21 protein-coding genes are annotated in these 26,499 nt (G+C 67.9%); 6 read left to right on the top strand and 15 right to left on the bottom strand.

The genetic code is table 11. The features are described 5' to 3' along the window. Window positions 1-64: 64 nt before the first annotated feature. Together C1922_RS00515 and C1922_RS00510 are read right to left on the bottom strand one after the other, a co-directional pair. Window positions 65-307, bottom strand: coding sequence for a hypothetical protein (locus tag C1922_RS00515; protein ID WP_108747992.1), 243 nt, complete (start codon window positions 305-307; stop codon window positions 65-67). A gap of 68 nt (window positions 308-375) precedes the next feature. Further along, a complete protein-coding gene (locus C1922_RS00510; protein WP_108747991.1) occupies window positions 376-1,482 on the bottom strand; it encodes an SDR family oxidoreductase in 1,107 nt (368 codons plus the stop codon). Between the two features lie 197 nt (window positions 1,483-1,679). Between C1922_RS00510 and C1922_RS00505 the strand changes: the two genes are divergently transcribed. Further along, window positions 1,680-2,024: a hypothetical protein gene (locus C1922_RS00505; protein ID WP_108747990.1), complete on the top strand. Its 345-nt coding sequence runs from the start codon at window positions 1,680-1,682 to the stop codon at window positions 2,022-2,024. Between the two features lie 35 nt (window positions 2,025-2,059). Here the strand turns inward: C1922_RS00505 and C1922_RS20585 are convergent, their stop codons facing one another. From C1922_RS20585 to C1922_RS00485, 4 genes are all read right to left on the bottom strand, one after another. Further along, the gene (locus C1922_RS20585; RefSeq protein WP_234413418.1) at window positions 2,060-2,386 is read right to left on the bottom strand and encodes a hypothetical protein; all 327 of its coding nucleotides are present in this window, start codon (window positions 2,384-2,386) and stop codon (window positions 2,060-2,062) included. A gap of 494 nt (window positions 2,387-2,880) precedes the next feature. Further along, the gene (locus C1922_RS00495; RefSeq protein WP_234413416.1) at window positions 2,881-3,474 is read right to left on the bottom strand and encodes a hypothetical protein; all 594 of its coding nucleotides are present in this window, start codon (window positions 3,472-3,474) and stop codon (window positions 2,881-2,883) included. A 210-nt stretch (window positions 3,475-3,684) separates the two neighbouring features. Continuing rightward, window positions 3,685-5,112, bottom strand: a complete 1,428-nt coding sequence (locus tag C1922_RS00490) for an XVIPCD domain-containing protein (protein WP_108747988.1) — start codon at window positions 5,110-5,112, stop codon at window positions 3,685-3,687. Between the two features lie 127 nt (window positions 5,113-5,239). Further along, window positions 5,240-6,292: a DNA topoisomerase IB gene (locus tag C1922_RS00485; RefSeq protein ID WP_108751436.1), complete on the bottom strand. Its 1,053-nt coding sequence runs from the start codon at window positions 6,290-6,292 to the stop codon at window positions 5,240-5,242. A gap of 118 nt (window positions 6,293-6,410) precedes the next feature. Between C1922_RS00485 and C1922_RS00480 the strand changes: the two genes are divergently transcribed. The 3 genes from C1922_RS00480 (at window position 6,411) to C1922_RS00470 (ending at window position 12,901) form a co-directional block, all read left to right on the top strand. Further along, window positions 6,411-6,800 carry an I78 family peptidase inhibitor gene (locus C1922_RS00480; protein ID WP_108747987.1) on the top strand — a complete coding sequence of 130 codons (390 nt, stop codon included), beginning with the start codon at window positions 6,411-6,413 and terminating at the stop codon, window positions 6,798-6,800. Between the two features lie 172 nt (window positions 6,801-6,972). After that, complete coding sequence (gltB, locus tag C1922_RS00475; RefSeq protein WP_108747986.1) at window positions 6,973-11,427, top strand: glutamate synthase large subunit; 4,455 nt, start codon at window positions 6,973-6,975, stop codon at window positions 11,425-11,427. Window positions 11,428-11,455: 28 nt separating this feature from the next. Beyond that, entirely contained in the window at window positions 11,456-12,901 is a 1,446-nt protein-coding gene (locus C1922_RS00470; protein WP_108747985.1) for an FAD-dependent oxidoreductase, read from the top strand. Here the strand turns inward: C1922_RS00470 and C1922_RS00465 are convergent. Continuing rightward, window positions 12,887-15,349 (bottom strand): response regulator, encoded by a 2,463-nt coding sequence (locus C1922_RS00465; protein ID WP_234413413.1) that lies wholly within the window; start codon window positions 15,347-15,349, stop codon window positions 12,887-12,889. The genes C1922_RS00470 and C1922_RS00465 overlap by 15 nt on opposite strands. 165 nt (window positions 15,350-15,514) lie before the next feature. Between C1922_RS00465 and C1922_RS00460 the strand changes: the two genes are divergently transcribed. Beyond that, window positions 15,515-16,378 carry a methylglyoxal synthase gene (locus C1922_RS00460; protein ID WP_108747984.1) on the top strand — a complete coding sequence of 288 codons (864 nt, stop codon included), beginning with the start codon at window positions 15,515-15,517 and terminating at the stop codon, window positions 16,376-16,378. A gap of 60 nt (window positions 16,379-16,438) precedes the next feature. Here C1922_RS00460 and C1922_RS00455 read toward each other — a convergent pair whose 3' ends face one another. From C1922_RS00455 to ttcA, 3 genes are read right to left on the bottom strand one after another with little or no spacing between them, the layout of a single operon-like run. After that, window positions 16,439-17,218 (bottom strand): SprT family zinc-dependent metalloprotease, encoded by a 780-nt coding sequence (locus tag C1922_RS00455; RefSeq protein WP_108747983.1) that lies wholly within the window; start codon window positions 17,216-17,218, stop codon window positions 16,439-16,441. Window positions 17,219-17,277: 59 nt separating this feature from the next. Beyond that, window positions 17,278-18,183 carry a recombination-associated protein RdgC gene (locus C1922_RS00450; protein WP_108747982.1) on the bottom strand — a complete coding sequence of 302 codons (906 nt, stop codon included), beginning with the start codon at window positions 18,181-18,183 and terminating at the stop codon, window positions 17,278-17,280. 38 nt (window positions 18,184-18,221) lie between these two features. After that, window positions 18,222-19,109, bottom strand: a complete 888-nt coding sequence (gene ttcA, locus C1922_RS00445; protein ID WP_199912209.1) for a tRNA 2-thiocytidine(32) synthetase TtcA — start codon at window positions 19,107-19,109, stop codon at window positions 18,222-18,224. Between the two features lie 91 nt (window positions 19,110-19,200). On the opposite strand from ttcA, the gene C1922_RS00440 reads away from it, so the two are divergent. Then, a complete protein-coding gene (locus tag C1922_RS00440; protein ID WP_079224582.1) occupies window positions 19,201-19,404 on the top strand; it encodes a YdcH family protein in 204 nt (67 codons plus the stop codon). A gap of 436 nt (window positions 19,405-19,840) precedes the next feature. Here the strand turns inward: C1922_RS00440 and plsB are convergent, their stop codons facing one another. The 5 genes from plsB to C1922_RS00415 all read right to left on the bottom strand — a co-directional run bounded on the left by plsB (window position 19,841) and on the right by C1922_RS00415 (window position 26,435). Further along, window positions 19,841-22,477, bottom strand: a complete 2,637-nt coding sequence (gene plsB, locus C1922_RS00435) for a glycerol-3-phosphate 1-O-acyltransferase PlsB (RefSeq protein ID WP_108747980.1) — start codon at window positions 22,475-22,477, stop codon at window positions 19,841-19,843. Next, the gene (locus C1922_RS00430) at window positions 22,477-23,436 is read right to left on the bottom strand and encodes a hypothetical protein (protein ID WP_108747979.1); all 960 of its coding nucleotides are present in this window, start codon (window positions 23,434-23,436) and stop codon (window positions 22,477-22,479) included. The genes plsB and C1922_RS00430 overlap by 1 nt, the downstream gene beginning before the upstream one ends. A gap of 316 nt (window positions 23,437-23,752) precedes the next feature. Next, a complete protein-coding gene (locus C1922_RS00425) occupies window positions 23,753-24,574 on the bottom strand; it encodes a serine protease (RefSeq protein ID WP_108747978.1) in 822 nt (273 codons plus the stop codon). A 215-nt stretch (window positions 24,575-24,789) separates the two neighbouring features. Next, entirely contained in the window at window positions 24,790-25,515 is a 726-nt protein-coding gene (gene pyrF, locus C1922_RS00420; protein WP_108747977.1) for an orotidine-5'-phosphate decarboxylase, read from the bottom strand. Further along, entirely contained in the window at window positions 25,512-26,435 is a 924-nt protein-coding gene (locus C1922_RS00415) for a 5'-nucleotidase, lipoprotein e(P4) family (RefSeq protein ID WP_108747976.1), read from the bottom strand. Before C1922_RS00415 ends, pyrF begins: the two co-directional genes overlap by 4 nt. Window positions 26,436-26,499: the final 64 nt, after the last annotated feature.

Here is a 26,499-nt window from a genome sequence, read left to right as displayed (position 1 = left end):
TGCTGGGCAATGGCGCAGAACGCGAACACCTCCGCCAGGGTGTCGCGGTCATGAAAGGTGGTCATCACGAAGTCGGCGCCCTCGCCCTCCACGATGCCAGGTCCACCGCATCATCCCAGCCGCTGCGCCCGATGCCCCAGGCCATCATGTAGCGGCAACCGCTGCGCACCAGCCAGTCGCTCACCCGCGCCTGCCAGTCCGCCTCCACGGCGGCTTCGACAGCAACAATGGCGCGGTAAGGGGAGCAGGCCCGTTCGGGCGGTATCGCGCCCGGCGGCAGCCACAGGTATTCAACGGTGCCGTCCATGCCCACCCCATCTTCTGTCTGCGTGCGCCGAGGATAGCTGCCGGCCAGCGGCCGGCACTACCGCCGCGTCAGCCGCGCGGACCGCCCATCACCGGCAGGATCACCCCGCTGATGTAGCTGGCGCATGCGGGCGAAGCCAGGAACACATACGCCGGCGACAGCTCTTCCGGCTGCGCGGGGCGGCCCATGTCGCTCTCCTTGCCGAACTCGGCCACGTCCTGCGCCTGCTTGTCGGCCGGGTTCAGCGGCGTCCACACCGGCCCCGGCGCCACGCAGTTGACCCGGATGCCACGCGGCAGCAGCTGGCTGGCCAGCGCCTTGGTGAAGGCATGGATAGCGCCCTTGGTCGCCGAGTAATCGATCAGGGCCTTGCTGCCGAAGATGCCCGTTTCCGAGCCGGTGTTGATGATGCTGGCACCCTCGCCCAGGTGCGGAAGCACGGCCCGCGCCATCTGGATGTAACCGCCGATGTTCGTCTGCAGGGTTTCCTGCAGGTGGGCGTCTTCCAGGTCTTCCAAGCGCTCGCAGTGCAGCTGGAAGGCCGCGTTGTTGACCAGGATATCGATGCCGCCGAAGGCCTTGGCCACCTGCTTCACCGCCTTGTTGCAGAAGCGCGGATCGCGCACGTCACCGGCAATCACCACGCAGCGCCCGCCTTCGCGTTCCACGTGCTGGCGGGTGATGTCCGCGTCCTCCGCTTCATCCAGGTGCAACACGGCGACATCGGCGCCTTCGCGGGCGAACAGCACGGCGACCGCGCGGCCGATGCCGGAATCACCGCCGGTGACGATCGCGCGCATGCCCTGCAGCTTGCCGCTGCCCACGTAATCGGGGGCGAGGAAGCGCGGCGCCAGCTCCAGCGCGTATTCGTGGCCCGGCTTGGGCAGATGCTGGGCCGGCATGGATTCCGGCTGCCGACGCGTGCCGGCCTGGGTAGCCGTCTTCTTCGCCGCTTTCTTTGTGGTGCGCGCATCCTTGGCCTTCTCCTGGTCCTGCAGTCGCCGCTGCCGCGACGCCACGCGGGCCGCACGCGGATCGCTGGCGGCGGCCTTACGGGTGGCGGTCTTCACCACGCGCGGGCGATCGCTGTCGGCAAGCGGCTTCGTCGCGGTGCTGCCTTTGCGCACTTTGGGCGATGCCTTGCGGCGGGCGGGCAATGTCTTGGTCGTGGCCATGCAGGTCTCCTCGGGAGGGAAAGGGGCCGCCAGCCGAAGGCCGGCGCTACCGGGGGCGGCGGACGCCGCTCGTGCAGTGTCCCTACCGGGGCGGTTGGCCGCAGTGAGTGTGTTGTATCCGTCGCGTGCACGGCTTCATTCCGCCACCACGCGTGTCGTCGCACCCTGCAGCAACGACACTTATCAGGAACGCCGCCATGAAGCACGCCATTGCCACCGCCGCCGTCTGCTTCGCCCTGGCTGCCTGCAGCAGCAGCCCGGTCGCCCAGATCCAGCCCATCGACGGCGTGATTTCCGGCCAGTGCCACACCGACATGGTGCGCGGCGCGGTCGGGCTGGCTGCCTCTGACATGACCGTCGAACGCGCCCGCGTGGACAGCGACAGCCTGAACGTGCAGGTGACCCGTGGCAGTCGCGAACACAGCGGCAACACAGCCAGTGGCAATGCCGATCCGGCGGCGGGGGCGGCAAGCGAAGGCGGTGATCGCCTGACCATCGAGACCGGGCGTACCAACAACATCACCGCCATTTACTGCGGGTAACCGCCGTCGAGCAAGCTCGACGCTACGGAGTACCTCTATGGTCCCTTCACGAAGGGGTCATTGTTGCAGGGAATGGTCGGGTAGCGGCGGCATGGCCACATCGCAGTTGGGATCGTCCAGTGGAACGTGAAGCGATCCCCCTCCCATACCAGGAAGCCGCCATGCACGAAATTGCCGCGGTCAATCGTGCGGGCGTCTTCTTCAATGGGGCGATCAGGGTCCGGTTCGGCAATCCGGCGCAGCACTGGAACGGTGCCCAGCTGCTCGATCAGGGCGAACATCTCGCTCACCCCTGCCTTGGCGTACGTGGCCATCGCGGCGGCGTCGGGAAATGCGCTCTGTGCCAGAACCGCTGCAGTCACGTCCTGCGGCGCGGCGTCGCCCTTGGCGATTTAGGCGCGCATGCCGACCGTGGAGGCAGGACAGCCTTTCAGCTGCAGCAGGTAGCCGGTGCTGTCGCCACTGCCAGAGAATGATCGGAGCCAGTAGTGGAAAGCCGACCCCTGATGTCGGTCACCATCACGTCCTGACGCCCACCCGCACCGGGTACATGGAGCACCCGCGCCTTGGCCGTGTCGTCCAGACGGCACCCGAACCCTGTCAGCACCTGCTTGGCGTGTGCCGGCAACGGGCCGTAACTCCCCCCGGAACCCGAGCTGCCGCTTGCGGCGGGCAATCCAGGCAGCCCGACTCCAAGGTCCGTGGCGGACGTGCTGCAAGCCAGCAGCGATAGCAGGAACGCCGACGACGTCAGGCCACGGTGAAGCTTGCTTCGGCTTCCCTTACCGGTCGAAGCGGCGTGCTGCATCGGCTGTCTGGTCCTGATCGTCTGCATGTCCGCGTCCTTGTCCATCCGCTACCAGCCTTTCAGGAAAGGATCCTCACTGCATGAAAGTGCCTCCCATTTTTTGCAGGGCCACAGGGCTGCCGGAACGGATTTGTGAAAGGTGAAGCGATCCTTTTCCCATACCAGAAAGCCCGCGTGCACCATGTTGCCCCGGTCGAAAGTTCGGCCATCCAATGCGATGGGTCGATCCACGTCGGGCTCGGCCACCCAGCGCACTACCGGGACCTTATCCAGCTTCCAGGTGAGGGCGAACAGATCGCTCACACCGGCCTCAGCGTAGGCGGCCATGGTGGCGGCGTCGGGCAGCGCACTGTTCGCAAGAACCGACGCCGTCACGTCCTGCGGCGCGGCGGCGCCGCGGGCAATGTATGCCCGCATGCCGACCGTAGAGACGGGGCATCCGTTCAGCTGCACCAGATAGCCGGTGGTGCCGCCACTGCCTGAGAATGATCGGAGCCAATACCGGTAGTGGGGACCAGCATCGTCGGACACCATGACATCTCGGCGTCCATTTTCACCCGGCACATCGACCACCAGAATATCAGCCGCCTGGTCCAGAACGCAGCCGAGCCCAGTCAGTATCCGCTTGGCATCTGCAGGCAACGGGCCGGCTCTACTTGGTACGTGCAGAACGCCAATCGCGTCGGGTAACCCTGGCAACCCTTCGTCGCTCACTGCAGCAACAGACGAAGAATCCCCAGCAGGCGCGATCACGCGTGGACCCAAGGGGCTTTCACGGGTGGGAGTACAGGCGCTGCTGATCACTAGCGAAAGCAGGACAACTGATGAAGTCAGGTAACGGTGTTGCATGGCTCAGCGTCCCCCCATGACAGGTGCTTCCCGCTGCTGTGCAGGTGTCTGGTGCGGGGGCGTCTGCGACTGCTGTTCCTGCGATTGCCGCTGAAGCTGCCGAAGACTGGCCTCTACGCCAGTTTCTACAACCTCGCCTGCATTCACTCCGACGCGCTGCGCGGCTGGGTCAGTCAAGCTGCCCTGCACCAGAAACAGCGTCTCGCCTGCCGTCGCTCCCCGCACCGGATTACTTGCCACCACCTGGTCCACACGGGTCAAGCCCGCGGCCTTCGCTTCATGCAGCATGACCAGGCTGTATTCGTCTGCATTCGCGGCGTAATCACCGCCCATTGCGCGCAGGCCCTCGCTGATCTGCTGCTGCAGGGGATGGTCACGGTGTGCGGGAAGGCGAGGATCATCCAGCGCCGCAGTTGGAACGTTCTGTCCACCCCGCTCGCGTACCTGGCCCGGTGCAACCGAGGTCAGGACGTATTGCCAGTTGCTCTGTCCGGGCGTGCCGCGCACGACCTCGATGAAGTCGTCGTACTTGCCACCACCGATGGTCTGGCAACCGGCTGAATCGGTATTCCGCGAGCTTCCACGATGGATCTTGAAGGTGGAGTTGAGCTCCTGCATTCCGTGGGTGTCGCGTGCGTCAAACCAACCGTCACCGTTGCTGTCACGTTCGACGCGACCCAAGCCCGCCGTGACGGCGGCCGGAGTGGGACGGAGCGCGAACTCAGCAGGTTTGTCTCGACGAGGATGAGTCGTTGCCTGCATCTCGGTGGTTCCCTCGGCCAACCTGCCAAGATCCCTGACCCCGTCGCTGTTGACGTCTTCTCCTTCGGTCTTCTTCTTCCGAATCACGTTCTCAAACCCCGGACTCGGCTGCCTGGTCGCAGCATGGGCATCGTACTGAGCAGTAGGCTCGGTTGTTGCCTCATTGAATTCGCGTGCATGCCGTCCGCCTTCAGCATCCTTCCAGAGCACGACGATGCGATCGTTGTAGTCACCTTGCCCGCGTCGGTCAGTAGTGCGGCTCTCATCGCGCAGTCCCAGAATCACCCGATCCTGCGTATCCATTGCCCGATGCGCAGCCGCACTACCCCGCACTTCGATGATGCTGGCATAGACATCGTGCTGTTGTGCCTGACTTAGATTTTCTGTTTCCGGAATCGCTGGCATCCGCGGCGGCCGCGACGCCTCACGCAGTCGATCCAGCATCGGGCTGACGATGGCCCTGTCCCCGGCGGCAACACCCCCAGCGGCCTGCAGCGCTCCCAGCTCCGCCGCGCCGCGAACCGAGACGTACCGGTCCAGTGACTCCTGGACAACCGCAGCCTGGCCATCACGCAGAGCCTCCAGCCGTTCGGCGGCAGCGCGTGCCTGGTTCTGCCGCAGCAACCGCACTACTTCGTCGGCCGCACTACTGATATCCATCTCGGGCATGTCTGCGTCCTTGTCATCCGTCAGGACCCCAGCCTAACCAGCGCCCGCAGGCGTATCCTTGAATTACTGCACAGACCGTAATCGGACAATTCCGAAATAGCCGTAGTCGACCCTAGTCGCCGCGACCTTAACGGCCCCGCCGGGCCAACCGCCGTGCCCGGCGCAGCACTTTCAGCGTGGCCTGTTCCCACTGCCGCGGGCCACGCAGGCCCGCCAGCGAGGCCAGTTCACCGCGCTCCCAGCCGGCAAACACGCACGGGTCGATGTAGGCCTTGCGGCACACGGCCGGCGTGTTGCCCAGCCGGGCCGCCACCTGGCACACCACCTCGCGCTGCGCCTTGGCCAGCGCACGCTGGCTGGCCGGTTCGGGCAGTTCGGTGGCGGCGAATGCCTGCACCGCCGCCAGCGTGCCGCCCCAGGTGCGGAAATCCTTGGCGGTGAAGTCCTCGCCCATCACCTCACGCAGGTAGTCATTGACCGCACCGGAGTCGACCGGCTGCACGACACCGTCGTCGTCGCGGTACTGGAACAGCGCCTGCCCAGGCAGCTGCTGCACGCCGCGCACCAAGGTGCCCAACCGGCGGTCGCCCACGGTCACCTCGTGCAGCTGCCCGGATTTGCCACGGAAACGCATGCGCACGCGGCCACCGCGCAGCAGGTCCAGGTGGCGGTTGCGCAGCGTGGTCAGGCCAAAGGATTTGTTTTCCTTGGCATAGGTTTCATTGCCCACCCGCACCAGGGTGTCGGCCAGCAGGGCCACCACCACCGCCAGCACCTTGTCGCGCGGGAAGCCTGGCTGCTTCAGGTCGCGCGCCAGGCGCCGGCGCAGGGCCGGCAGCGCTTCGCCGAAGGCGATGGTGCGGTCGAACTTGCCGGCGTCGCGCACGGCGGCCCAGTCGGCGTGGTAGCGGTATTGCTTGCGGCCGCGCGCATCGCGGCCGGTGGCCTGCAGGTGGCCGTTGGCATGGGCGCAGATCCACACCGCGGTATAGGCCGGCGGAATGGCCAGCGCGCGGATGCGCTTCAGCGTGGCGGCGTCGCGCAGCGCGTGGCCGTCTGCATCGCGGTAGCTGAAACCCTTGCCTGCGCGGCGCCGGCTGATGCCCGGCTGGGTGTCATCGACATAGCGCAGGCCGGCGGCGCGTGCGGCTTGGCGTTCGGGGGTGGGGGCGTTGGGCATGGCTGGCAGCATGGCCAGCGCCGTGCAGCCGACGCGTCAATAACGCAAGACAAACACGTGAGGGTGGGTTCGCGGCTATGCTCGGGGCATACCCTTCCATCCCTTTCTGGAGTCCTTGATGTCGTTCCCGATCCGCGCCCGATCCCTGTCCGCCCTGCTGCTGCCGGCCGTGCTGGCCTTGACCGCCTGCCAGGCGCCGTCGATGGACGAGCAGGATGCGGCGACCGCCCATGCCCAGCAGGCCGCCGAAGCGGCCAAGGCCCCGGCTGATGAAGCCGGCAAGGCCACCGAAGCACCGCCGGCCGGTACCTGCGATGCCAGCCAGGTGCAGAGCCTGGTCGGCCAGGCCTACACCGATGCGGTGGGCAAGCAGGCCCAGGAAGATGCCGGCGCCAGCCAGGTGCGCGTGCTCAAGCCCAACGACGTTGCCACCATGGAATTCCTGGGTGATCGCCTGAATGTGGAAGTGGACGCCAAGGACGTGGTGACCGGCGTTCGCTGCGGCTGAAAAACCCCTGCGCTGGCAGGCACTTGCCAGCGCTTTGGTTGCACGCGCAACCGTGTGTTGCGGCGTTGCAGCAACTGTGATCTAGTCGAGGCATCCGGTGGCCTCACGATGCGCTCCAGGGAATGAGCGGGCACGAGTGTCCCCGCTCATTTCATTTCGCATCGAGGTAGAGATGGCCCCCCGCAACCGCCAAGGGCTTTACGACCCGCGCTCCGAGCGCGATGCCTGTGGATTCGGCATGGTCGCCCAACTCGACGACCAGCCTTCGCGTCTGCTGGTCGACACCGCCATTGCCGCGCTCTCGCGCATGACCCACCGCGGCGGCGTCGCCGCTGACGGCCTGACCGGCGACGGCTGCGGCCTGCTGCTGCGGCGCCCCGATGCCTTCCTGAAACTGCTGGCCAGCGAGGCCGGCATCGCCATCGGCGCGCGCTTCACCGCCGGCCTGGTATTCCTGCCGCACGATGAGGCTGCCGCCCAGGCCTGCCGCGCACAGCTGCAGCAGCAGATCGAGGCGGTGGGCTGCAAGGTAGCCGGCTGGCGCCTGGTGCCGACCGACGACAGCGTGTGCGGCCAGCTGGCGCGCGACACCCTGCCGCGCATCGAACAGGTGTTCGTCGATGCCGGTGTCGGCCAGGACGATGCCGGCTTCGCGCTGGCCCTGTTCCTGGCCCGCCGCCGCAGCGAACAGCAGCTGCGCGAGCATGCTGATTTCTACGTCACCACGCTCACCCCGAACGCGATCAGCTACAAGGGCATGGTGCTGCCGGACAAGCTCAGCCGCTTCTACACCGATCTGCAGCGGCGCGAACTGGCCTCCAGCGCGATCGTGTTCCACCAGCGCTTCTCCACCAACACGCTGCCGCGCTGGCCGCTGGCGCACCCGTTCCGCATGCTCGCCCACAACGGCGAGATCAACACCATCGAAGGCAACCGCCGCTGGGCGCAGGCGCGCAGCAAGGTGTGGAAGACCCCGCGCTTCGATATCGCCGAGTTCGATCCGGTCATTTCCATGCACGGCTCGGATTCGCAGAGCCTGGACAACATGCTGGAACTGATGGTGTCCGGTGGCATGGAGCTGATCCAGGCGCTGCGCATCCTGGTGCCGCCGGCCACCCAGTCGCTGGAATTCAAGGACCCGGACCTGGCCGCGTTCTACGAGTTCTACGGCCTGAACAGCGAGCCGTGGGACGGCCCGGCCGGCATCGTTGCCTGCGACAGCCGCTATGCGGTCTGTACCCTGGACCGCAACGGCCTGCGCCCGGCACGCTGGATGCTGACCGCCGACCGGCACTTCCTGGTCGCTTCCGAAGCCGGTGTGTGGGAAGTGCCCACCGAACGGGTGGTACGCAAAGGCAAGCTGGGGCCGGGCGAGATGATCGCCATCGACCTCAAGCGCGGCGACCTGCTCGATTCGGAAGCCATCGACCGCATCAACCGTGGCCGCGCGCCGTACAAGCAATGGCTGCAGCAGGGCGTGACCTATCTGCAGACCGAACTGATCGATCCGTCGCTGGTGGAAGAACCCTTCGACGAAGGCACCCTGCGCAGCTACCACAAGCTGTACCAGCTCAGCAGCGAAGAAGTGGAGCAGGTGCTGCGGCCGCTGGCCGAAACCGAGCAGGAAGCCACCGGCTCGATGGGCGATGACACGCCGATGGCGGTCCTGAGCCAGCGCAGCCGTCCGCTCTACGACTACTTCCGCCAGGCCTTCGCGCAGGTCACCAACCCGCCCATCGATCCGCTGCGCGAAGACTGCGCGATGTCCCTGTCCACCCAGCTCGGCAAGGAGACCAACATCTTCCATGCCGGCCCGGAGACGGTGAACCACGTCATCCTTAATTCGCCGGTGCTGAGCCAGCGCAAGCTGCGCCAGCTGCTGAAGATGGACCAGTACGTGCAGGCCAACCGCCTGCTGGATCTGTCCTACAGCGAGGACGAAGGCCTGCGCGCCGGCATCGAGCGCATCTGCGACGAGGCCGAACAGGCCGCCCGCGAGGGCATGGTGATGCTGCTGCTGTCCGACCGTTACCCGGTGGCCGGGCGGCCGATGGTGCATGCGCTGCTGGCCACCAGCGCCATCCACCACCACCTCTCGCGCCTGGGCCTGCGCTGCGACGTCAACCTGATCGTCGAGACCGGTACCGCGCGCGACCCGCACCACATGGCCTGCCTGCTCGGCTTCGGCGCCACCGCCGTGTACCCGTACCTGGCCTACCAGACCCTGTTCGACCTGGGCCGGCGCGGCATCCTCAAGCTCAGCAAGGGCGGCGAGCAGTCGCAGATCGGCCGCCGCTACCGCAAGGGCGTCTACAAGGGCCTGTCGAAGATCATCTCGAAGATGGGCATCTGTACCGTGGCCAGTTACCGTGGCGCGCAGCTGTTCGAGATCATCGGCCTGGAACCGGAGGTGGTCGAGCTGTGCTTCCCCGATACCGCTTCGCGCATCGGCGGCGCCGGCTTCGCGCGCCTGGACGCCGACGCCCGCGAGCTGTGCGCCCAGGCCTGGGATGCCCAGCAGGGCGTGGATGTCGGCGGCCTGTTGAAGTACGTGCACGGCGGCGAGTACCACATGTACAACCCGGACGTGGTGACCACCCTGCAGCGCGCGGCGCGCAGCGGTGACCCGCGTGCCTGGCAGCAGTACTGCGATGCAGTGCACGCACGGCCGCCGTCGGCACTGCGCGACCTGCTGGAACTGGTACCGGCCGCTGCGCCGACGCCGCTGGACGAGGTCGCCCCGGCCAGCGAACTGTTCCCGCGCTTCGATACCGCTGCCATCAGCCTGGGTGCGCTCTCCCCCGAGGCGCACGAAGCGCTGGCCATCGCCATGAACCGCCTCGGCGGCCGCAGCAATTCCGGCGAAGGTGGCGAAGATCCCGCGCGCTACGGCACGCAGCGGCGCAGCAAGATCAAGCAGGTTGCCTCGGGCCGCTTCGGCGTCACCGCCGAATACCTGGTCAATGCCGAAGTGCTGCAGATCAAGGTCGCCCAGGGCGCCAAGCCCGGCGAAGGCGGCCAGTTGCCCGGGCACAAGGTCAATGAACTGATCGCGCGGCTGCGCTACGCCAAGCCGGGCATCGGCCTGATCTCGCCGCCGCCGCACCACGACATCTATTCCATCGAAGACCTGGCCCAGCTGATCTACGACCTGAAGCAGGTGAACCCCACCGCGCTGGTGTCGGTGAAGCTGGTCAGCCATGCCGGCGTGGGCACGATTGCCGCCGGCGTGGTCAAGGCCGGTGCCGACCTGATCACCATTTCCGGCCACGACGGCGGCACCGGTGCATCGCCGGTCAGCTCGATCCGCTATGCCGGGGTGCCGTGGGAACTGGGCGTGGCCGAAGCGCACCAGGCGCTGCTGGCCAACGACCTGCGCGGGCGCACCCTGCTGCAGACCGACGGTGGCCTGAAGACCGGCCTGGACGTGGTGAAGGCGGCACTGCTGGGTGCGGACAGCTTCGGCTTCGGCACCGCGCCGATGATCGTGCTGGGCTGCAAGTACCTGCGCATCTGCCATCTGAACAACTGCGCCACCGGCGTGGCCACCCAGGACGAGCGCCTGCGCGAAAACCACTTCACCGGCCAGCCCGAGCGCGTGGAGAACTTCTTCCGCCTGCTGGCCGAGGAAGTGCGGGGCTGGCTGTCCTACCTGGGCGCGCGTTCGCTGGAAGAGATCGTCGGCCGCACCGACCTGCTGAGGCAGATCGACGCGGCACCGCGCGAGGGCGTGCGCGTGGACCTGTCGCGCCTGCTGGCCGACGCCCGTTACGAGGGCAGCCACTGCGCCGCCCAGCGCCTGTACGAATCGCCGGACAGTCTGGCCACGCAGATGGACGGCCTGCTGGCCCAGGCCATCGAAGAGAAGCGTGGCGGCGAACACCGCTTCCTGATCCACAACACCGACCGCAGCATCGGCACCCGCCTTGCCGGCGCGGTGGCACGCGTGCACGGCAACCAGGGCATGGCCGAATCGCCGCTGGAACTGCGCTTCCGCGGCAGTGCCGGGCAGAGCTTCGGTGCGTTCAACGTTGGCGGCCTGCACCTGGAAGTGGAAGGCGAAGCCAACGACTACGTGGGCAAGGGCATGGCCGGCGGCCGCCTGGTGGTGCGCCCGCCGCGCGGCGCGCGCTTCGAGGCACGCAGCACCGCCATCATCGGCAACACCTGCCTGTACGGCGCCACCGGCGGCGAGCTGTTTGCCGCTGGCCGTGCCGGCGAGCGCTTCGCCGTGCGCAATTCCGGGGCGCTGGCGGTGGTGGAAGGTGCCGGTGACCACTGCTGCGAGTACATGACCGACGGCGTGGTGCTGGTACTGGGCAAGGTCGGCCTGAACTTCGGCGCCGGCTTCACCGGTGGCCTGGCCTACGTGCTGGACGTGGACCGCGATTTCGTCGACCGCTACAACCACGAGCTGATCGACATCCACCGCGTGTCCGCCGAGGGCTTCGAGAACTACCGCCAGCACCTGCACCGCCTGATCGGCCGCCACCGCGAGCTGACCGGCAGTATCTGGGCGCAGCAGATCCTGGACGAGTTCCGCGATTACATCGGCAAGTTCTGGCTGGTCAAACCGAAGGCCGCCAGCATCGAGTCGCTGACCGAAACCCTGCGCCGCGCCGCCTGAGCGCGCGCACTGCACTGCCGAGACGATCATGAGCCGCAAGCACGCTTTCCAGTTCCTCGACCTGCCCCGCACCATGCCGCAGCGCATTCCCGTGGAACTGCGCACCTCCGGCGACTGGGGGGAGCTGTACGGAAAATTCGGCAAGGAAGACGCCCAGTACCAGGCCGGCCGCTGCCTGGACTGCGGCAACCCCTACTGCAGCTGGAAGTGCCCGGTGCACAACGCCATTCCGCAGTGGCTGCAGCTGGTGCAGGAAAACCGCATCCACGAAGCGGCCACGCTGTGCCACAGCACCAACCCGCTGCCGGAAGTGTGCGGCCGGGTGTGCCCGCAGGACCGCCTGTGCGAGGGCAGCTGCACGCTGGAGGAATTCGGCGCGGTCACCATTGGCGCGGTCGAGAAGTACATCGTCGATACCGCGCTGGCCACCGGCTGGCGCCCCGATCTGGAAGCGGTGCAGCCCACCGGCCACAGCGTGGCAGTGATCGGCGCCGGCCCGGCCGGCCTGGCCTGCGCCGACCGCCTGGCCCGCGCCGGCATTGCCGCGGTGGTCTATGACCGCTACGAGCAGATTGGTGGCCTGCTGCAGTTCGGTATTCCCAGCTTCAAGCTGGACAAGGATGTGATCCACCGCCGCCGCGAAGTGCTGGAGGGCATGGGCGTGCAGTTCCGGCTGGGCGTGGAGATCGGCCGCGATATCAGCGTGCAGCAGCTGCTGGACAGCCATGACGCGGTGTTCGTCGGCACCGGTGCGTACCGCTACACCGACGGTGGCCTGGTCGGCCAGGACCTGAAGGGTGTGCTGCCGGCGCTGCCGTTCCTGGTGCAGAACAGCCGCATTGTCAGCGGCGATGACCCCAAGGGCCGGCCGATTGCCGGCTGGGAAGACACCATTGCCCTGCCCGATCTGAACGGCAAGCGCGTGGTCGTGCTGGGCGGCGGCGATACCGGCATGGACTGCGTGCGCAGTGCCGTGCGCCTGGGCGCGGCCAAGGTCACCTGCGCCTACCGCCGTGACGAGGCGAACATGCCCGGCAGCGCGCGCGAAGTGGCCAATGCGCGCGAAGAGGGCGTGCGCTTCCTGTTCAACCGCCAGCCGCTGTCGATCGAAGCCGGTGCCGACGATGAAGTGATCGGCGTGACCGTGGTCGAGACCCGCCTGGGCGAACCCGATGCCAATGGCCGCCAGAACGCGGTGCCGATCGACGGCAGTGAATCGCTGCTGGAGGCCGACGTGGTGATCATCGCCTTCGGCTTCTCGCCCACCCTGCCGCCGTGGCTGGCCGAGCACGGCGTGGAAAGCCAGGGCAATGGCCGCATCGTCGCCGGTGGCAAGCAGCGCCTGCCGTACCAGACCGCACACCCGCGCCTGTTCGCCGGTGGCGACGCGGTACGCGGTGCCGACCTGGTGGTGACCGCCGTGGCCGAAGGGCGCGATGCGGCTGCCAGCATTGTGCGGCTACTGGCCGGCTGACACCGTCGTGCCAGTCTGAAGCGGCGTGGCCAGCAGGTCGGCCACGGCCGCGTGCAGGTCATGCGCAGCCACCGGCTTGGCCAGGAAGCGGTCCATGCCGGCGTCGTGGCAGGCCTGGCGGGTACTGGCCAGCACGCTGGCACTGAGCGCGATGATCGGCACCCGCGCCGCACCCGGGCGCGGGTCGGCACGGATCGCGCGGGCCAACGCAAAACCATCCATGCCCGGCATCTGGCAGTCGGTGACGACCAGCGCGAACGGCCGCGCCTGCCAGGCCTTCCACGCCTGCGCGCCATCGGCCACGGCCTGCACCCGCAACCCGTGGCCGCGCAGGCGGTTCACCAGCAGCTGGCGGTTGGTGGGATGGTCCTCGGCCACCAGCACATCGACGCTGGGCAGCGACTGCGACGGCCCCGGCCGCGCTGGCACCGGTAACGCTGCGGGCGGCGTGCAGGCGGGCAACCACAGGTCCAGCCACAGCGTGCTGCCCTGCCCCACGCGGCTGCGCAGCTGCAGCTGCCCCCCCATGGTGGCGACCAGGTCGTGGCAGATCGCCAGGCCCAGACCGCTGCCGCCGAACCGGCGCGTAGTGGACGCGTCGGCCTGGGTGTAGGCACTGAACACCGCCCGCTGCCGCGCCGGGCTGATGCCCACCCCGGTGTCGGCCACCTGCAGCCGCACCTGCTGGCCATCGCTCTGCTGCGGCGATGTCTGCCGCAGCACCTGCACGCGCAGTTCCACGCCACCGTGCAGGGTGAACTTCAGCGCGTTGCCGACCAGGTTCATCAGGATCTGGCGCAGGCGCAGGGCATCCACCCACGAACCGGGCTGCAGGGCAGGATCCACTTCACAGCGCAGGTACAGGCCCTTGCTTGCCGCCAGCGGCGCCAACAGCCGCTGCACGCCCAGCAGCAGGGCGCGCAGGTCGGTGGGCTGGGGCGCCAGTGCCGCCGCTTGCGGCTGCAGGCGCTGGCTGTCCAGCACGTCGTCCAGGATCTGCCGCAGCATCGTTGCGGCCTCGTCCAGGCTGCACAGTGCCTGCTGCTGGCGACCATCGAGCGCGGTGCTGCCCAGTTGTTCCAGCAGACCCAGCAGGGTGCTCATCGGCGTGCGGATCTGGTGGCTCATCGTGGCCAGGAAATGGGTCTTGGCCAGCGCCCCCTGCTCGGCCTCCTGGCGTGCGTCCTCCAAGGCACGCGCCCGCTCGTGGGCGTCGGTCACGTCCATCCAGTAGCCGGTCCATTCCATGTCGCCGGTCTGCTCGCCACGCACGGCAATCGGCTGCGCACGCGAGCGCACCCTGCGCCAGCCACGGCGGCCGCGGCTGCGGAAGCTGACATCGATCGGCCCGCGCACCAGGGCGGCGGCATCGACATGTGCCAGCACCCGCGCACGGTCGTCCGGATGCACGGCGGCCATCAGCTGCGCATGATCGATGCGGGCCGTATCCACGCTGACCCCGAACAGGGCATGCACATCGCCGGCAATATGCGGCACGCTGTACACGCCGCTGCTGCTGCGCCGGGCGCGGAACACCACCGCAGGCAGGCTGGCGGTGACATCCAGCAGGCGCTGTTCCAGCCGCTGCCGTTGCAGTCCTTCGCGGTGCAGGCGCCAGAACCCGTAGGCATGCACCAGCGCCAGGGCCATTGCAGCCAGCAGCGTCGGCACCAGCCAGCGCAGCGCCCGCTGCGGCGGCGGCCGCGCTTGCGCCTGCAACGGCGTCCAGCGCGCCAGCGCCTCGGCCTGCGCGGCAGGCGACAGTTCCTGCAGCAGCGGTGCATGGCGGGCCAGCCGCGCCGCGCATTCGGGCACGGTGGCCATGACCAGCGCATCGCTGAAACCGGCCGGTGCAGCCACCCGCAGCGCATCGCCGTAGAACTGCAGCGCGGCGCTGGCTTCGGCCAGGTTCACCACCACCGCATCCACCCGCCCTTCCACCAGCAGGTCGAAGGCCTTGTCCACCGGCGCGGGTGGCAGCAGCAGGGCATACGGGGCTTCTTCGCGCAGGTGCCGGGCCAGCGGTTGCCCTTCGGGGCTGGCGACCGTGGCGCCCTGCAGGTCGCCCAGGCCCAGGACCGGACGCGCGCCACGCAGGCGCACGATCACCTGCGGCACCTGCAGGTAGCTGTGGCTGCTGACCCATCCCGTCGGCAACTGCGCACGCGGCCAGCCCAGGATGGCCTGGGTACCGGCGGGCAGCTGGCCGGCGGACAGCGCGGCGGCCGGCACCGGCCGGGCCTGCACGCTGGGATCGTGCTGCTGCAGGGCCTGCAGATAGGTGGCCAGCACGCCGGCGGGCTGGCCTTCATGCACCATCGACAGGGGCGGACGATCGGCCGGATAGGCCACTGACCAAGGACCCTGGCACGCGTCCTTGGCGTAGGCGGCGGGCATCGCGGCCAGCATGGCCAGCAGGCCCCGGGCCGCACGGCCGGCAACGATCACGTTGGCATCCTCTCTGGCGCGGGCAAGCAGGCAGCGAAACCGCTCGGTGCCCTGCCGTCACGCTAGCGACTGGGATCGGCACAACAATGAGGAAACTTGCAAAAGCCGCTCTAGCGCGCCGATCACGACATACACTGCCGCTTCTACCCGCTACCGGAACCCACGATGCGCATCGGCCTGGCCGCCAACCGTCTGCACCACCATGATCCCCGTGCGGCGCTGTTCCGCTGGTTGCGCGCCAGCGAAGCGGGCCTGCGCCAGCTGGGCGTGTCGCTGCATGCGGTGGGCCGCACCCACGACGCGATCGAACGGCATGGCTTCCTGGCAGGTTACGAAGGGCTGCGCCGCTATCCGTACGGTCGCCAGGGCGGACTGATGAAGCTGGTGGCGGAAGTGGTCGGCATGGGCGGCGATCGCGTGCTGGATGGCGCCATCTACCTGATCGATCCGGTCGACCCGTCCTCGGTGTTTCCCGAAGCCACCGCGTTGAAGCGACAGTGCGTGATCCACGGCAAGCCGTTCATTTCCACGGTGGCCACCGCACGCGACTGGGTGGAAGTGGAACGCGTGCATGCCGGTCTGGCCGCCGACCCGGGCGCCGATGACCTGCATGCCTTTGGCCAGCAGACCCTGGCGCTGATTGCCCACGATGCGATGAAGCCGGCCATGCTCGCCTTCGCCGATGCGCACTTCGATGTGCTGGCACGGTTCGGCGAGCGGGTGGCCACCGGCACCACCGGCCAGCGCTTGAACGAACTGGCGTGGAGCCGCGGCTGGCCGTCGGATACGCCGTGGGTGACCCGCTACCAGAGCGGGCCGATGGGCGGTGATGCGCAGATTGCCGACCGTGTGCTGGAGGGCCTGTGCCAGCGCGCGATCTTCTTCGAGGACCCGCACGTGGCACGCCAGCACGAAGCCGACATCCAGCTGCTGGAACGTGCCGTCACCACCGTGACCGACCAGGCGGTGTGCATCACCGCACCGCAGGTGGCCGCGCGTTGGGCGACCGCAGCCGCAAAGCGCACGTAGAGTCGAGCTTGCTCGACTGAGCGCGGTGCTTGAACCAGGAGCCGTCGAGCAAGCTCGACGCTACAACAGCTGGCGCAGCATGGCCTTCAACCGGCGGCCTTCCAGCTGGAAGTAATCGCGCTGCTCGCGCCAGGCCGGGAAGCGCTGTTCCACTTCCTGCCAGAACGCCGGCGAGTGGTTGGCCTGGATCAGGTGGCAGAGCTCGTGCACCAGCACGTACTCGAACGCCTCCGGGCGGCCCAGCACCAGCGCCAGGTCCAGCGCCATGCTGCCATCGGGCGCCAGCGAGCCCCACTGCGAGGACATCACCTTCAGCCGCACCCGGCTCGGCGCACGTGGCAGGCCGGGCAGGTACTTCGGCAGCCAGCGGCCGACATCGGCGCGGGTCTGTGCCTCGTAGAACTCGCGCAGCAGGCGCCGCAGCGTGGCATCGCCGCCACGGGTCGGCCACTGCACGCAGGCGCCGTGTTCGTCGATCTCCAGCCGGGCGTAGCGGCCTTCCTGCCAGCGCACCGGCAGCAGCTCGCCACGCAGCGGCAGCTCGCCGGCCTCACCCGGCTGCAGCGGCGCCGGCAGGCCGTTGTCCTGGTAGACGCGCAGTTGCAGCGCCAACCAGTCGCGGTGCTGTTCCAGGAAGCGCTCGCCCATCACCAGGCTGGCGCGCGGCGGCAGGGTCAGGCGCGCGCCACGCTCGTCCACGCTCAGCTTGATGCGGCGGGCGCGCGGGTCGCGCACGCGCAGCACCTCGATCTCGGCATCTTCCAGGCGCAGGCGCACGGTATCGCGCTGCACGGTGGCGGGCGGGGTCGTGCCGATCAGGCGGCGCAGCAGGCGGCTCATGTGCCCAGCATAGCGCCGTGCGCGGCCGCCGGATGACCGGCGGCCGACGGGGTGCCTGTTCAGTCAGCCTTGCTGAGCTTGAAGGCCTCTTCCAGCAGCAGGAACAGGCGGCGGATCTCGGCGCTCTGCAGGGCGAAGCGGGCGTCGAATTCGGCGCGGCGGCCGTCTTCGTCGGCGTGCTCCAGCTGGTCCAGGGCGCCGTCGAGGAACTTCAGCTTGCGCACGATCAGATCGTCGCCGATCACGAAGGACAGGTTGTCTTCGAAGATCAGCGCCAGCTTGGTGACCTGCTTGCCGGCATCCAGGTGCTTGTCGATCTCGTCGCAGCGCAGTTCCTGGTGCTGGCACTTCACCACGGCGCCGCCTTCCACCGGGTCCTTCATCTCGCATTCTTCGCCCAGGCTCAGGCCGGTGGGCAGCGGTTCGCCGGCAATCCAGCCGGTCAGGATCGAGCGCGGCGCCACTTCGGCGTTCAGCGGCATGGCCGGGAAGCTGCCCAGCAGACCGCGGATGTCGGACATGAAGTATTCGCCGGTCTTGCGGCTGGAAGTGTCCACGACCACATAACCGTGCTGAAGATCGATGAACGCGTCATTGCGCGAGGACTTCACGAACGCACGCGGCAGCAGTTCGTGCAGCAGGTCGTCCTTCATGCGCTTGCGCTCGCGGCCACCCGGGCGGCGGCCTTCCTTTTCCTCGATCTCTTCCAGCTTGCGCTCCAGCAGATCGTTCACCACCGCCGCTGGCAGGATCTTGTCCTCACCGCCCACGGTCAGCCACAGGTGGTCGGCGATGCGGTGCGACAGCTGCTCCTTCTCTTCGCGGCCGAACGGCGAGATGAAGCCACGCGAGTTCATTTCCAGCGCGCCCACCGGCTTGAGCAGGGCGTGCGGCAACAGGGTATCGACTTCGGAAAAATCAGTGGCGGTCGGGAAGCGGAAGAACGTCAGGTTGCGAAAGAACATGGAATTCCGGAAGGCAAGAGGAAGAAGGACGATTCCGCTCAGGCAGCGGATATCTGTGCGGGTGCGTGGTCATCGGGCGGCGGCGGTGCACTGCCACGGTCCAACGCCATGAAATCAAACAATGCGGGGTCGGCCAGCTGCGAGGGATGCACCTGGCCCATGGCCCGTGCGATCTGGTCGACGCGGCCGGGGTGGTCGATGTCCCACTGCTTCAGCATCAGGCCCACCTGGCGGCGCTGCAGGTTTTCCTGGCTGCCGCACAGGTTGCAGGGAATGATCGGGAACTGGCGTGCCTGTGCGTAGGCGGCGATGTCGTGCTCGCGCACGTAGGCCAGCGGGCGGATCACCACGTGGCGGCCGTCATCGCTGCGCAGCTTCGGCGGCATGCCGGACAGCTTGGCGTGGTGGAACAGATTCATGAAGAAGGTGGCCACCATGTCGTCGCGGTGGTGGCCCAGCGCGATGCGGGTGAAACCGTGCTTCTCGGCATGGTTGTACAGCGCGCCGCGGCGCAGGCGCGAGCACAGCGAACACATCGTCCGGCCTTCGGGAATGACCCGGCTGACCACCGAATAGGTGTCCTGTTCGATGATCTGGTACGCCACCCCCAGGCTGGCCAGGTACTCCGGCAGCACGTGTTCGGGGAAGCCCGGCTGCTTCTGGTCCAGGTTCACCGCCACCAGTTCGAACGGCACCGGTGCCTTCTTCTGCAGCTGCAGCAGCAGGTGCAGCAGGGTGTAGCTGTCCTTGCCGCCGGACAGGCAGACCATGACCTTGTCGCCGGCGCCGATCATGCCGAAATCGGCGATGGCCTGGCCGACCTGGCGGCGCAGGCGCCGTTCCAGTGCGTCATGCCCGCCCGCGCCCGCGCGCGCATCGCGCACCGCGCGCGGCACCGGGTCGGGAAGGGAGATCACAGCACTCATGCGCTCCATTCTAACGGCTTGCGGCCGCCCCGACCGGGGGTCGGAATTCCCCTCTCCCGGTCGTCATCGTCGCTGTGTATGCTCGCAGACTGTGGACACCTACAGCCCCGCCGAGATCGTCGAACGCCTGGTCGCCCTGCGCGCCGAACACCGCGTGCTGGATGAACAGATCACGCGCATGGCGGCCAATGGCGAGGACGAACTGGAATCCAAGCGCCTGAAGCGGCGCAAGCTGCAGTTGAAGGACTGCATCGCCAAGCTGGAAAGCCTGCAGATTCCCGACGAACCGGCGTAACGGCCCGTTCGGGTTCCCGCCGCTCCTGGTAGGTGCCAACCTTGGTCCTCCTGCCCTGGTAGGTGCCAACCTTGGTTGGCACGGGTGGAAGATGTGCGGACCAAGGTCCGCACCTACCCATTCCCGCCTGCCCGGGTAGGTGCCAACCTTGGTTGGCACGGGTGGAAGGTGTGCGGACCAAGGTCCGCACCTACCCATTCCCGCCTGCCCGGGTAGGTGCCAACCTTGGTTGGCACGGGTGGAAGGTGTGCGGACCAAGGTCCGCACCTACCCATTCCCGCCTGCCCGGGTAGGTGCCAACCTTGGTTGGCACGGGTGGAAGATGTGCGGACCAAGGTCCGCACCTACCCATTCCCGCCTGCCCGGGTAGGTGCCAACCTTGGTTGGCACGTTACCGATGAGGTTCCCGTTCGCCGGGCATCGCCCGGCGCTACCTTCAGGCTTGCGGGGTCGGCTCGTCCGGGCGCGCCGCTTCCGGGCTGACCCGTTCAATCGTGTGGCGCAGCTCGCGGCCCAGGATGAACTTGGCGTCCTTGGCCCAGGCGTCCAGCCGCTGGTCGAACACCAGCTTGCTGTTCTCGTCCGGCCAGACCAGGCGCAGCTCGCGCAGCTTCTGGATGAAGCCGCGGAACAGGGTCTTGTCGAAGAACTCGGGCGCGGCCGGGGCGTACAGCAGGCTCAGGCGCTGCGCGGCTTGCTGGCACAGGCTTTCCAGTTCCGCGGTACCCAGTACGCCCGGGCCGTTCTTCACCAGCACCGAAATGGTGATGTAGTAGCGCTCGAACGCCTGCTGCAGGGAATGGCCGATCGCGCGCAGGCGGAAGACTTCGTCGGTCTGGCCGGTGTTGCGTGCCAGGATGCCGCCGTCATCGTCATTGATGTTCTGCAGCAGGCCTTCGCGCACGAACACGTCGATGGTCTGCTCGATGCGCTGGGCGAATTCATCTTCGCTCCAGGGAAGGAACAGTTCGGCCTGCAGGAACGGGTACACCGTGCGGCCCAGCTGCACCAGGCCCGTGCGGCTCATGCGACGGTTGTTCTGGAAGCAGCAGGCCACCCACGAGGACGCGGTGAACAGGTGCAGCACGTTGTTGCGGAAGTAGCTGAGCAGCACTGCGGTGTCGCCGCTGACGCTGAGCACGTCACCCAGCGGGTGCTTGATGCGGGTCAGGACGTTGATTTCCTCGGCGTGGGCGATGATGCGCTCCGGCGAGTGCGGGGTCACCGTCACCCTGTCCGAATACGGCATCTCGACCAGCAGCGTCTTGCACAGCTCGATCTGCGCGATCAGGTCGGCCTCGCCCATCGCGTGCTTGGGCGTGGACAACAGTGCGAGTGCCAGCAGGTTGATCGGGTTGACGTCGGCGGCGCCGTTGATGCGCACCTGGATGCGCTCGGCCAGGGTATCGACGGTGCTGGACAGCCAGCTCGGCTTCTCGTCTTCCGAAACCGCCTCGCCGTTCCACTCCGGCGCCTTCTCAGCCAGCACGTCGTTCAGCGCGATGGGTTCGCCGAAGTTCACCACCACCTGGCCGTAGTTCTGCTTCAGCACCTTGGGGATGCCCCACAGCAGCTGCCAGATCGATTCCTTTTCCTTCGGCCGCCCGGACAGTTCATCCAGGTAGCTGCCGCCCTCCATCAGCTTTTCATAGCCGATGTAGACCGGCTGGAACAGCACCGGCTTGCGCGGCTGGCGCAGGAAGGCGCGCAGGGTCATCGAGATCATGCCGCCCTTGGGCTGCAGCAGGCGCCCGGTACGCGAGCGGCCGCCTTCGACGAAGTACTCGATGGAATAGCCGCCGGCGACCAGCTGCGCCACGTATTCACTCAGCACTGCCGAATACAGTGCGTTGCCGCGGATCGAACGGCGGATGAAGAACGCACCGCCCTTGCGCAGCAGGGTGCCGACCACCGGCAGATTCAGGTTGATGCCGGCCACGATGTGCGGCGGCACGATGCCACGGTCGTACAGCAGGTAGGACAGCAGCAGGTAGTCCATGTGGCTGCGGTGGCTGGGCACGTACACCACTTCGTGGCCCGGCGCGGCGGCCTTGAACTTGTCCAGGTGGTGCACCAGCACGCCCGCATAGATGCGGTTCCACACGTGGCTGAGCATGAAGCTGGCCGAACGCACCACCGGGCTGGAATAGTCCGCGGCGATTTCCCAGGCGTAGGCATGCGCCTTCTTCCAGGCCTCGGCGGGCTTGGAGTTGTCGCGCTTGGCCTGGGCGGCGATGGCTTCGCGCACCGTTTCGGCGGCCAGCACCTGGTCCACCAGCAGGCGGCGGGTGGACAGATCCGGGCCGATCACCGATTCACGGATGCGGCGGAAGTGGGTACGCAGCACGCGCTGCAGCTTGCGCACCGTGCGCTCGGGCTCCAGGCCCTCGTCCACGGTGGAACGCAGCGAGATGGGCGGGGCGAAGCGCACGATGGTGCTGCGGCCGTTCAGCAGCAGGCCCAGCAGGCGGCGGAAGCGGCCGACCAGCGCCCAGTTTTCCGAGAACAGCACCGCGAACCAGCCGCTCTGCTTGTCCGGCGCGCGGCCGACGAAGATCGACACCGGCACCAGGTGCACGTCCAGATCGTCGCGCACGCGGTGCGCCTGCAGCACCTTGGCCAGCGAATCGGAATGGGTCTTGGCGCCGCGCTGCTCGGGAATGAGCGAATTGCTGGAGCTGCGCCGCGACAGCGCCAGATAGGCGCGCTTGCGGCCGGTGGGGTCACCGGCCAGCGGCACCAGTGGCGAGGGCAGACCGGCCTGGCGGCAGGCCTTGTCCAGAATCAGCGCGTTGGACAGGCCGTAGTCTTCCAGCACGTAGACCACCGGGCGGCCGTCGTTGTACTGGCCCGGGTCTTCCGGTTCGATCTTCAGCGACAGCCACGGTTCCACCAGCCGGCCCAGCAGCCGCGCCCACAACGGGCGGCGGCCCGCGGCACGCGCAGCCGCAGGCGGCGGTACCGGGTTGGGGCCGGTGCCGGTCGAGGGGGACGCCGGCACTGCATCGGCGGGCGTCGTCTGGGATTCTTCGCCGGGGAACGGCAGCGGGTTCTGTTTCGACATCGGCGCCATTATGGCTTAGGCGGCGGTGTTGCCGCTTCCCCGGCCGCGTCCGGGGCCGCGGTGGGTGCCGGTGCGGCGGCCGCACGCGCGGCATCGGCCTGGCGCAGCAGGGCATCGGTATCGGCCAGGGTACGGGTCAGGTACCAGTGGCCTTCGCGGCGGCTGAGCGGCAATTGCAGGGTCAGGGTGCTGCCGGCCAGTTCGTAGGTCATTCGGACGAGGGCGTTGTCGCCCTGCACCGACAGGAGCTCGCCCTGCAGGCTGCACAGCGCTTCGTCCACGCCCAGCCCGTAGCTGGCCAGCACGGCCTTCAGGGTGTGGATGAACGGTGCCAGCTGCTGCAGGCTGCCCTCCATGCCGGCCGCACGCAGGCCGTCCTCGTCGCCGAAGCCGACCTTGCCGGCGGCGCCGACCAGCGCGCTGATGGTGCTGCGCGCCCGCGCACGGTCGCTGATCGGTGCGCCCTGCGCCCACAGTGCCAGGGTCTGCACCAGTTGCACGTAGTGCGCCTGCTGGCTGGGCGTGTAGCCCTTCTGGTGCTGCAGGTACTGCACCCCGAAGTTGCCCATCGACTGCGCGGCCTGGCGCACCGCGCTGGCCTGGCCGGCCAGCTGCCGGTCGAAGCTGCGCTGCAGCCGGGGGCCGGCATCGGGTTCGCGCAGGGCTGCCAGCATCGGCAGCAGCTGGTCACCCAGCGGCAGTTCGGTCAGCGGCCACTGGCTGTGGCCTTCGTCCCAGGCCTGTTGCAGCCGCTGGTACTGGCTGGGCGGTACGGACAGCCTGGCGTAGCCCACCAGATCATCTTCGGCCAGGCGCTGGGCCATGGCCTGTACCGCGGCCACCGGCTCAGCGGCAGGCGCGACGGCGTCCGGGCTGGACTGGCGGCAGGCGGCCACCGCCAGCAGCAGCACGGCCAACAGCCCCCCGTAACGCGCAGACCTTGTTTGCACTGCCCTTGCCACGCTCATGCATTCGGACTCCCCGGACCGGTCCGCATCTTGCGGCCTGCGAGGTGACAGCGGCAAGCCGCACGGTCACGGTTTCCCGCGCAGCCCGGGGGCGGATCCCTTCTGCGGCCCGGCAGAAGGGCTCTGACCCCATTGCGCTGGCGTACAAAAAAAGAGCCCGGATCACGGGGATCGCAGGCTCTTCAAACCGGCACGGGGCCGGAGGACAAGGTGTCGCACGGTTCCGGCACGAAGCCGGATGGCGGCGATGCTACGCCGACCTGCAAGTTCAGGCAATACTTCATGTAACACAAGTTAAATAATTGATTTTATTGACTCAATCCTTCTGCCACACCGCTTCAATGAAATCCACGGCATGTTTTTCGGCGATTCGGGCATAAACGCCGGGATAGCCAGCCAGCGCGCAGCCCTCGCCCCAGCTGACGATGCCGAACTGGGTCCAGCCTTCGCGCAGGCGCAGCAGCAGCGGCCCGCCGGAATCGCCCTGGCAGCTGTCCATGCCTTCGCGACCGGCACAGATGACCTTGCCGCGCGAAAGTTCGCCTGCGTAGGCCTGCTGGCATTCGGCGAAGGGCACGAATGGCACCTGCACGGTCTGCAGATGGGTCGGGAAGGCGTCGGCGCCGCTTTCGGTGGTGCCCCAGCCGATCACGGTGAAATCGCGGCCGGGCTTGAGGTAGCTGGCATCGGGACGAAGCCGCAGGCTGACCGGCTGTGCGTCAGCCAGCGGTGCGTTGAGTTGGATCAGGGCCACATCGTGCTCCAGCGAGTTGCCGCTGTTGAAAGCCGGATGCATGTGGATGGCCTTGATGTTGGAGGCCCGCAACGAAGGCTCGCTGGAGAGTGTGCCTGCACCGCCCAGCACGGCCAGATCGCCAGGTCGATCGCCCTCCACGCAGTGGGACGCGGTCAGTACCCAGGACGGGGAAATCAGCGTTGCACCACACCAGTGGCGGCCATGGTCGCTGTCGCCCAGCGACAGGCGCTGGATGCTGACCATGAAGGGATACTCGCCCGCCTGAGCGGACTCGCCACCAATGATGCGCGGCGCTTCACGTGGTGCTGGCGCCGCTGTGGCAAGAGTGGGGCTGGACGCGGCGAGCAGGCCGGCCAGCAGGAACAGGGTGTTGCGATCCATATGAATGTACTCCCTTCATCGTGAGTGGGCCGGCAGCCAGAGGCCGTGCCGGTTCACCGATTGGGAAGCACAGCGGCGCGTCGTTGCGCCGACCCGCGCACAGTTTTCGCCGCTGGGGATGGTTGCGACAGGATCATCCGCACAACTGCGAACGCCATCCCACGGCAGGTGGGATGGCGTTCGGGGTGCGGCCGTGCGGGACGTCGCTGGCAGGCTCAGCGGGCCGCCAGAGCCGCCACGATTTCCTGCTGGATGGCACGTGCGGCGGCCTGCGGATCGGCCGCCAGCCGGATCGGGCGGCCGACCACGATGGCGTCGGCACCGTCGGCGAAGGCCTGGGCTACGTCCACCGTGCGCTTCTGGTCATCCCCGACCGGGCCACCCGGACGGATGCCCGGGCAGACGATCGAGAACCCGGCACCGGTGGCGGCGCGGATCGGGCCAGCTTCCTGGCCCGAGGCGATCACCCCGTCGATGCCGGCTGCCTGGGCGGCCAGCGCGCGCTCGACCACCACGTCGACCGGTTCGCGGTCGATGCCCATCTGCGCCAGGTCCGCACGGCCCATCGAGGTCAGCACGGTCACCGCCAGCAGGCGCATGTCGCTGCTGTTGGCGGCCGCGCAGGCTTCCATCATGGCCGGGTGCCAGCCGTGGATGGTGGCGTAGCTGACCGGCCACTGCGACAGACGCTTGATGACCGCCGCAGCGGTGGCCGGAATATCGAAGAACTTCAGGTCGACGAACACGCGCTTGTCGCGACGGGCCAGTTCGTCGAGCACCTGGAAGTACTCGCCGGAGGCCAGCAGTTCCATGCCGATCTTGTAGAACGCCACGCTGTCGCCCAGGCGGTCCACCCACTCCAGCGCCTGCACGCGGTCGGGCACGTCCAGGGCGAAGATCAGGCGCTCGTCAGCGCGCAGCGGCAGGGGCGCGCGGCTCACGGTGCGTAGTCCAGCGCGGCGCGCTTGGCGTCATGGCGGGCCTGGCGCGACTGGCTGTAATCGTTGTTGAACTGGGCCGGCTCGAAACCGCCGTAGGTCGGGTTCGGCAGCATCCACCAGCGCTCGCCGAACCAGTCGTGGTACTGCTGCAGCAGCGCGTCACGGCCTTCGTTGGTGTTGGCGGTCACTTCGACGAAATCGCCCAGCTGGTCGCCGAACTGCATCAGCACGCGGTACTTCTGCCCGGCCAGGTGGCGGCGGCAGTTCTTCTCGCTGCCGGCCTGCTCGCAGCCTTCCACCACGGTGCCCAGGCCCAGGAACACGCTGTCATCGGCCACCGGCAGGCCCTGCTCGCGCAGGTTGGCCAGGGTCGCGTCCTTCAGGTGCACGGCGCGGTTGGAAATGTACAGCAGGGTCACGCCCTTGGCGTTGGCGGCCTTGGCGAAATCGACCACGCCGGGAATGGCCTTGGCCTTCTTTTCGGCCACCCACTGGTCCCAGCTCAGCTCGTCGTATTCCTTGCCATCGCGCACCAGGCGCGCCTGGTAGGGCGAGTTGTCCAGCACGGTCTCATCCAGGTCGAGCACCACCGCCGGCTTCAGGCCTTTGGCATCGTTGCCGCGCTCTTCCGGCACCAGGGCGTCCCAATGGGCTTCCTTCAGCGCCACGTCCAGGTGGTCGGCGGCGGCGCGGTAGGTCTGCTCGGTGATCGCCTTGTATTCCTGCGCACGCTGCATCCACAGCACCGCATTGAGGTTGTCATTGGCGGTGGCATCGGGCGCGCCTCCGGCCTTGGCAGCGGCGGCCGCAGCCTCCGGGGCGGCGGCTTCAGCGGCAGGCGCATCCACGCGCTTGCAGGCGGACAGGCCGAGCGCCGCAGTGGCGAGCAGGCTCAGGGACAGGGCAACGGGACGACGCATCAGGATTCACCGGCATTCAGATATACCGGCCCATTTTACCGGCAAAGACGCCACCGGGGCCGCT

Origin of the sequence: Stenotrophomonas sp. ZAC14D2_NAIMI4_7 (assembly GCF_003086675.1) — a bacterium.
Taxonomy (GTDB): domain Bacteria; phylum Pseudomonadota; class Gammaproteobacteria; order Xanthomonadales; family Xanthomonadaceae; genus Stenotrophomonas.
Note: the sequence above shows the minus strand (reverse complement) of the source record. Positions and strands in the feature narration are given on the sequence as shown.

What these genes read in the sequence shown, in the direction of transcription:
- C1922_RS00515 (WP_108747992.1), bottom strand. Translation starts at nt 307, where the DNA reads ATGGACGGCACCGTTGAATACCTGTGGCTGCCGCCGGGCGCGATACCG.
- C1922_RS00510 (WP_108747991.1), bottom strand. Translation starts at nt 1,482, where the DNA reads ATGGCCACGACCAAGACATTGCCCGCCCGCCGCAAGGCATCGCCCAAA.
- C1922_RS00505 (WP_108747990.1), top strand. Translation starts at nt 1,680, where the DNA reads ATGAAGCACGCCATTGCCACCGCCGCCGTCTGCTTCGCCCTGGCTGCC.
- C1922_RS00490 (WP_108747988.1), bottom strand. Translation starts at nt 5,112, where the DNA reads ATGCCCGAGATGGATATCAGTAGTGCGGCCGACGAAGTAGTGCGGTTG.
- C1922_RS00485 (WP_108751436.1), bottom strand. Translation starts at nt 6,292, where the DNA reads ATGCCCAACGCCCCCACCCCCGAACGCCAAGCCGCACGCGCCGCCGGC.
- C1922_RS00480 (WP_108747987.1), top strand. Translation starts at nt 6,411, where the DNA reads ATGTCGTTCCCGATCCGCGCCCGATCCCTGTCCGCCCTGCTGCTGCCG.
- gltB (WP_108747986.1), top strand. Translation starts at nt 6,973, where the DNA reads ATGGCCCCCCGCAACCGCCAAGGGCTTTACGACCCGCGCTCCGAGCGC.
- C1922_RS00470 (WP_108747985.1), top strand. Translation starts at nt 11,456, where the DNA reads ATGAGCCGCAAGCACGCTTTCCAGTTCCTCGACCTGCCCCGCACCATG.
- C1922_RS00460 (WP_108747984.1), top strand. Translation starts at nt 15,515, where the DNA reads ATGCGCATCGGCCTGGCCGCCAACCGTCTGCACCACCATGATCCCCGT.
- C1922_RS00455 (WP_108747983.1), bottom strand. Translation starts at nt 17,218, where the DNA reads ATGAGCCGCCTGCTGCGCCGCCTGATCGGCACGACCCCGCCCGCCACC.
- C1922_RS00450 (WP_108747982.1), bottom strand. Translation starts at nt 18,183, where the DNA reads ATGTTCTTTCGCAACCTGACGTTCTTCCGCTTCCCGACCGCCACTGAT.
- ttcA (WP_199912209.1), bottom strand. Translation starts at nt 19,109, where the DNA reads ATGAGTGCTGTGATCTCCCTTCCCGACCCGGTGCCGCGCGCGGTGCGC.
- plsB (WP_108747980.1), bottom strand. Translation starts at nt 22,477, where the DNA reads ATGGCGCCGATGTCGAAACAGAACCCGCTGCCGTTCCCCGGCGAAGAA.
- C1922_RS00430 (WP_108747979.1), bottom strand. Translation starts at nt 23,436, where the DNA reads ATGAGCGTGGCAAGGGCAGTGCAAACAAGGTCTGCGCGTTACGGGGGG.
- C1922_RS00425 (WP_108747978.1), bottom strand. Translation starts at nt 24,574, where the DNA reads ATGGATCGCAACACCCTGTTCCTGCTGGCCGGCCTGCTCGCCGCGTCC.
- C1922_RS00415 (WP_108747976.1), bottom strand. Translation starts at nt 26,435, where the DNA reads ATGCGTCGTCCCGTTGCCCTGTCCCTGAGCCTGCTCGCCACTGCGGCG.